This window comes from uncultured Citricoccus sp., assembly GCF_937871995.1.
In the GTDB taxonomy this organism is placed as follows: Bacteria; Actinomycetota; Actinomycetes; order Actinomycetales; family Micrococcaceae; genus Citricoccus.
On sequence record NZ_CALMQR010000042.1, the window covers coordinates 1 to 5580 of the forward strand.

6 protein-coding genes are annotated in these 5580 nt (G+C 71.1%); 1 reads left to right on the plus strand and 5 read right to left on the minus strand.

Going from position 1 to position 5580, the window contains the following annotated elements; genetic code table 11:
* The 3 genes from Q0283_RS03850 to Q0283_RS03860 all read right to left on the minus strand — a co-directional run.
* Positions 1-878, minus strand: an 878-nt coding sequence (locus Q0283_RS03850) for a metal ABC transporter permease (RefSeq protein WP_298043141.1), incomplete at its 3' end; no start/stop codon positions are given.
* On the minus strand, positions 875-1639 hold the full coding sequence (locus tag Q0283_RS03855) for a metal ABC transporter ATP-binding protein (RefSeq protein ID WP_183528910.1): 765 nt from the start codon (positions 1637-1639) through the stop codon (positions 875-877). The genes Q0283_RS03850 and Q0283_RS03855, both read right to left, overlap by 4 nt.
* Positions 1639-2595, minus strand: a complete 957-nt coding sequence (locus Q0283_RS03860) for a metal ABC transporter substrate-binding protein (protein ID WP_183528908.1) — start codon at positions 2593-2595, stop codon at positions 1639-1641. Before Q0283_RS03860 ends, Q0283_RS03855 begins: the two co-directional genes overlap by 1 nt.
* Before the next feature lie 251 nt (positions 2596-2846).
* Here Q0283_RS03860 and Q0283_RS03865 point away from each other — a divergent pair, with 251 nt between their 5' ends.
* Positions 2847-3137, plus strand: a complete 291-nt coding sequence (locus Q0283_RS03865) for a cupin domain-containing protein (protein ID WP_183528906.1) — start codon at positions 2847-2849, stop codon at positions 3135-3137.
* A 40-nt stretch (positions 3138-3177) separates the two neighbouring features.
* On the opposite strand, the gene Q0283_RS03870 is transcribed toward Q0283_RS03865, so the two are convergent.
* A complete protein-coding gene (locus Q0283_RS03870) occupies positions 3178-3825 on the minus strand; it encodes a GntR family transcriptional regulator (RefSeq protein ID WP_298043146.1) in 648 nt (215 codons plus the stop codon).
* 167 nt (positions 3826-3992) lie between these two features.
* Positions 3993-5498, minus strand: coding sequence for an FAD-dependent tricarballylate dehydrogenase TcuA (tcuA, locus tag Q0283_RS03875; RefSeq protein ID WP_298043148.1), 1506 nt, complete (start codon positions 5496-5498; stop codon positions 3993-3995).
* Positions 5499-5580 lie beyond the last annotated feature (82 nt).

Here is a 5580-nt window from a genome sequence, read left to right on the forward strand (position 1 = left end):
CTGTCGGCGGGCCCGACGCCGGCCGGCCCGTGCCGCCGTCGGGCCCGGTACCGGCCCAGCAGCCCGTGCCGCGGCCCGAACAGGTAGACGAGGGCGAACACGGCGCCGTGCACCAGCACCACGAGCCCGCCGGAGGCGGCGTCCAGCCAGTAGCTGAGGTAGATCCCGGCCACCGAGCAGGCCACGGAGAGCACCGGGGCGATCACCAGCATCCGCCCGAAGCGGTCCGTGAGCAGGTACGCGGTGGCACCCGGGATGATCAGCAGCGCCACTACCAGGATCACGCCGACCACCTGCAGGGTCACCACGCAGGTCAGGGCCAGCACGCCGAGCAGCAGCGCGCCCAGCCGGCGCGGGTTCAGCCCGATCGCGTGCGCGTGGGTGGGGTCGAAGGCGTACAGGGTCAGGTCCCGCCGCTTGACCAGCAGCACGGCGAACGCGACGGCGGCGAGCACCCCGATCTGCACCAGCTCGGCGGTGGAGACGCCCAGGATGTTGCCAAAGATGATGTGGTTCAAGTCCGTCTGGCTGGGGGTGACCGAGATCAGCACCAGCCCGAGGGCGAACAGCGTGGTGAAGACGATGCCGATGGCGGCGTCCTCCTTGACCCGGCTGGTGTCCCGCAGTCCCCCGATCAGCGCCACGGCGAGGAAGCCGAAGACCAGGGCGCCCAGGGCGAAGGGCACACCGAGCACGTAGGCGATCACCACCCCGGGCAGCACGGCGTGCGAGACGGCGTCGCCCATGAGGGACCAGCCCACCAGCACCAGCCAGCAGGACAACAGTGAGCAGACCACGGCGGCGATGGCCGCGGTGGCCAGGGCGCGGACCATGAAGTCGTACTGGAGCGGTTCCAGGAGCAGCTCGAGCGGGGTCATGGGGTCTCGATCCGGTCGGGGGCGGCGGGCGCAGCGGGGGTCGCGGAGGGGTCCAGGCCGAAGGCCATCGCCAGCCGTTCCGGCCGCAGGGCCTCGGTCACCGGCCCGTGGAACAGCACCCGGCGCATCAGCAGGATCGCCTCGTCGGCCAGCTCGGGCAGGGCGTGCAGGTCGTGGGTGGAGACCAGGACGGTCCGGCCGTCGTCGGCGAGCTGGCGCAGCAGCTTCACGATCGTGGCCTCGGAGGCCTTGTCCACGCCGGCGAAGGGCTCGTCCAGCAGCAGCACTCGGGCGTCCTGCGCGAGGCCGCGGGCCACGAAGGCCCGCTTGCGCTGGCCCCCCGAGAGCTGGCCGATCTGCCGGTCCGCGTAGTCGGTCAGCTCCACCCGTTCCAGGGCCTGCTCCACGGCGGCCCGGTCGGCCGCCCGCGGCCGCCGGGTGGGGCCGAGGCGTCCGTAGCGGCCCATCATGACCACGTCCCGGACCGAGACGGGGAACGTCCAGTCCACCTCCTCGCTCTGCGGGACGTAACCGATCAGGCCCTGCCGCCGGGCGGTGGCGGGGGAGTGGCCGTCGATGCGGACCTGTCCGCGCTCGGGGCGCAGGCTGCCGATGACGGTCTTGAACAGCGAGGACTTGCCGGAGCCGTTCATCCCGATCAGCCCGGTGACCCGCCCGGGCGCGACGTCGGCGCTGACGCCGTCCAGGGCGAGCACGTTGCCGTACCGCACGACCACGTCGGTGACCTCGATGGCGCCCATCAGCCGGCCTGTCCCGTGAGCCCGGTGACGATGGTGTCCGCGTCGTGCCGGATGAGGTCCAGGTAGGTCGGGACCGGCCCGTCGGGCTCGGAGAGGGAGTCCACGTACAGCGTGCCGCCGTAGACGGCGTCCGTGGCCGCGACCACCTGCTGCATCGGGGCGTCCGAGACCGTCGACTCGCAGAACACCGCTGGGACGTCCTGGTCCCGGACGAACTCGATGGTGTCCGCGATCTGCTGCGGGGTGGCCTGCTGCTCCGCGTTGACCGGCCAGATGTAGCGTTCCTCCAGCCCGGCATCCCGGGCCAGGTAGGAGAACGCCCCCTCGCACGTCACCAGGGCGCGCTGCTGTTCGGGCAGGTGCGCGAGGTCCTCGACGAGGTCGTCCTGGACCTGCTGCAGCTGCGCCTTGTAGTCCTCCCCGTTGGCGGCGAAGTCCACGGCGTGCTCGGGGGCGAGGTCGCTGAACGAGGCGACCATGGTGTCCACGTAGGACTGCACGTTCTGCGGGCTCATCCAGGCATGCGGGTTCGGCAGGCCGGCGTAGGCGTCCCCGGTGATGTCCAGGACCTCCACGCCCTCGGAGACCACCACGTGCGGCACGCCGGCCTGGTCCGAGAACTGCTCGAACCAGAGCTCCAGGTTCAGGCCGTTGTCCAGGATCAGGTCCGCCTCGGAGGCCTTGGCCACGTCCCGGGGCGTCGGTTCGTACCCGTGGATCTCCGCCCCGACCTTGGTGATCGACTCCACCCGCAGGTGCTCCCCGGCCACGTTCCGGGCGATGTCCGCCAGCACGGTGAACGTGGTCAGGACCATGGGGGCGTCCGGGTCCGCGCCCTGGGCCCCGTTGCCGCCGTCACCGTCCGTCCCGGCCGGCCCCGAGCACCCCGTCAGTCCCAGGGTGGCTGCCGTCAGGGCGGCGGCCAGGACCGTCGCCCATCGTCTGTGTCGCGCCATCGCGACTCCCTCCATCACGCATTCCCGCAAATGTTCGCCTTGACGAACAAAAAAGAGGATAGCAGCGAACTTGAGCGGAGCGGCAGGGTTGGAGTGCCGTCCCGGGCGGGTGGGCGCCACTGGCCGGAGCGGGTTCCTGCCCACCTGCGGCGACTCGGTCTCGCCGTCAGGGGCGCGGCTGGGGCAAGGGGATCCGGCCTATGCTGTGTCAATCGTCACATGCCAGCCCCCGCGGTCGCGAAGGAGCAATCATGAGCACTGGGTCCCCCCGCTGCGAGGTCCAGCTCGAGAACGACCACTTCCGCGTGACGAAGTGGACGCTCGAACCCGGACAGACCATCCCCATGCACCGGCATGACCACGAGTACGTGGTGATTCCCCTCGTCTCCCGCACCATGCACGTGACGAACGCCGACGGCAGCGAGGTGGTGGCCGAACTCGTGACCGGGCAGAGTTACACCCGGCCCGCCGGCACCGAGCATCGGGTGGAGAACCGGGAGGCGTCAGACGCGGTCGTCTTCGTCGAGGTGGAGCACCTGTAAGGGGCCACCGATCATGACGTGGCGTCCATGATGCGAGGAGTCACCGCCGCGCCGCGTCCTGGAACATCGCCAGCCGCAGGGTCCGGGCGGTGGTCATGTGTGCCCGCATGGCCTCGCGTGCCGCCTCGCCGTCCTGGGCGCGGATGCGGTCCACGATGTGCTCGTGCTCGTCCAGGGCCTGGTCCCAGCGTCCGGGCCGGGTGAGGGTGGAGACGGGGGCGTGGATCTGGTGGGTGGCCAGCCGGTCCAGCAGGTCCTTGAGCACCGGGTTCCGCGTGGCCGACCACAGGGCCTCGTGGAACTCGACGTTGGTGGTCAGCCGGGTGGCGTTGTCCGGGTCCTGCAGCTCGCGGTCCCGGGACAGCAGTGCGTCCAGGCGCACCAGGTCCATCTCGGTGCGGGCGCTCGCCGCCTCGAAGGCGGCCTGTCCCTCGAGCAGGATGCGCAGGTCGTACACCTGCATCAGTTCCTCGGGGTCGAGCCGGCGCACCTGCAGCCCGCGAACGCCGCGCTCGAGCAGGCCCTCCTGTTGCAGCCGGCCCAGCGCCTCGCGCACCGGGGTGCGGGAGACCCCGAAGCGCTCCGCCAGGCTAACCTCGCGGAAGGGCGTGCCGGGTTCGTGTGCGCCGTGCAGGATCTCGGCCTTGAGCGCGGCATGGATCGCGGTCGCGTCCACCTTCACGGCCATCGGCTGTCCTTCCTGCTGGTCTGCTACGGCTCTCTGCCGTCTCGATGCGGCATCGATCTCGGACGAGTCCCGTCCCCGCCCGGCGGGGCAGGGACGGGACTGGCGCTGGGTCCTCACCGGCCGGCGTCGGGCCTCAGGGGCGCGACGCCGGCCGGGACGTCACGCTGTCAGGCCAGCGTACCGGCGCGGCGGCCGAAGACGACGCCGGCCGCCAGGCCCGAGCCGCCGGGGTAGTTGGCCGAGAACAGCCCGCCGAGCATCTCCCCGCACACGTACAGGCCGGGGATCGGCTCGCCCTGGGCGTCCAGGACGCGGCCGTGGGTGTCCGACTTTAGCCCGCCGAAGGTGAAGGTGATGCCGCAGGTGACGGCGTAGGCGTAGAACGGGCCCTCGGTCAGCGGGGTGGCCCAGTTGGACTTCACCGGGGTGGTCTCGGCTCGCCGGCCGTCCTTGACGGTCGGGTCCCACGGCACGGAGGTGTCGATCGAGGCGTTGTAGTCCGCAACCGTGGCGGCCAGGGACTGCGGGTCCACGCCGATCCTGGCGGCGAGCTCCTCGAGGGTGTCGGCCTGCTCCACGGAGATGCCGGGCATGTCGTACTCCTCGGTGCGCAGCATGGCCCGCAGGTTCGCGTCGAAGACCTGGTAGGCCACCGAACCGGGCTGCTTGAGGATCTCCCGGCCGAACTTGGCGTAGGTGTAGTTGCGGAAGTCCTCGCCCTCGTCCACGAAGCGCTGGCCCTCGGTGTTGACGATGATGCCCAGGAAGTAGGACTGGCGGGTCAGCCGGTTGGTCAGCTCGCGGTTGGACTCATTGTCCGGATTGAACGCGTCCCACTGGGTGGAGTGGCAGGTGGACCAGTCGCCGGCCTTCTGGGCGCCGATGGCCAGTCCGGCGGCGATCATGTCCCCGTTGTTGAACCGGGTGCCCCGGACCTTGGCGTTCTCCCAGCCCTCACCGAGGTGCTCGCGGCGCCACTCGGCGCTGGACTCGAAGCCGCCGGCGCCCAGGACCACGGACTCGGCGCGCAGTTCGGTCACGGTGCCGTCCTGCTGGCGGACCTCCACCCCACGCACCCGGCCGTCCTCCACGATCAGACCGGACACGTCCTGGCCGAAGCGGACCTCGGTGCCCAGCCTCTCGGCCACGGCGAGGTGATCGTGCATCAGGCCCTCGCCGCCGCCGACGTTGCCCACGTGCAGCCCGCCCCAGAACAGGTAGGAGCCGTCCTCGCGCTGGTAGGCCTGGCGCTCGTACATCAGGCGGTACTTCAGGCCCAGGGACTTCAGCCAGCGCAGGTTCGGGGCGGCCTCGTGGACCAGGGCCTCGGTCAGGTCCGGGTCGTTGCGGCCCTCGGTGACACGGACCAGGTCCGCGGTGTAGTCCTCGGGGGAGTACGGCGGCACCACGGTGGCCGCGTGGCGCTCGTCCGGCTCGACGAGGTCGGCCAGGTCCTCCAGGCCGCCGTGAGAGATGCGGGTGGCGCCGGCGGTGTAGTAGCTGTTGCCGCCGAACTCGTCCTGCGGTGCCTTCTCCAGCAGCAGCACCTTCCGGCCGCGCACGGCGGCGGCGTGGGCGGCGGTGAAGGCGGCGTTGCCCCCGCCGACGACGATGACGTCGGCGTCCAGGGCGTGCTGGCCCTCGCGGGTGGTCTCGGGTGCGGAGGTGGTCATGGGGTGCCTTCCGGTGGTGGCGCGTCACGCCGTCGTCGATTGCTGTGCACGAATGTATACACTCGTGCACAGTGGCGTCAAG